Here is a 435-nt window from a genome sequence, read left to right on the forward strand (position 1 = left end):
GGAACGTGACGCTCGAACGGCAGGGCAGCGAGCGTCCCGTGTGCATCGCAGAGTTCATCACGCGACACGATTTCTAGTTGCGCGCGTCGGCGCCTCGCGATGCTCAGTGCTTGGCGTATTGCGTCGCGCCGAACAGTATTTCCTTCGCTTTTTCGTCCATCAGCGGCACGCGCGCCGAGGCGAGCACTTCGACGCCGCGTTGCACGGCGGGACGCGCGGCGATCTCTTCATGCCAGCGCTTCACGTTCGGAAACTCGTCGATTTGCAGGCCCTGGTTTTGCCATGAACGCGTCCAGGGGAACGTGGCGATATCGGCGATGGTGTAGTCGTCGCCTGCCAGATAGCGCGTCTTGCCGAGCTTGGTGTCCATCACGCCGTACAGGCGCTTTGTTTCGTTGGTGTAGCGGTTGATCGCGTATTCGATCGGTTGCGGCG

Annotated in this window: 1 protein-coding gene and 1 pseudogene; one reads left to right on the forward strand and one right to left on the reverse strand. The window is 61.8% G+C overall.

Going from position 1 to position 435, the window contains the following annotated elements; all coding sequences use genetic code 11:
* Window positions 1–77, forward strand: a pseudogene (locus SB753_RS34895) (MaoC family dehydratase); the annotation flags it as partial.
* Between the two features lie 26 nt (window positions 78–103).
* Here SB753_RS34895 and SB753_RS34900 read toward each other — a convergent pair.
* Window positions 104–435, reverse strand: a 332-nt coding sequence (locus SB753_RS34900) for a glutathione binding-like protein (RefSeq protein ID WP_410804596.1), incomplete at its 5' end; no start/stop codon positions are given.

Source organism: Paraburkholderia sp. SIMBA_053, assembly GCF_046534895.1.
Taxonomy (GTDB): Bacteria; Pseudomonadota; Gammaproteobacteria; order Burkholderiales; family Burkholderiaceae; genus Paraburkholderia; species Paraburkholderia caledonica.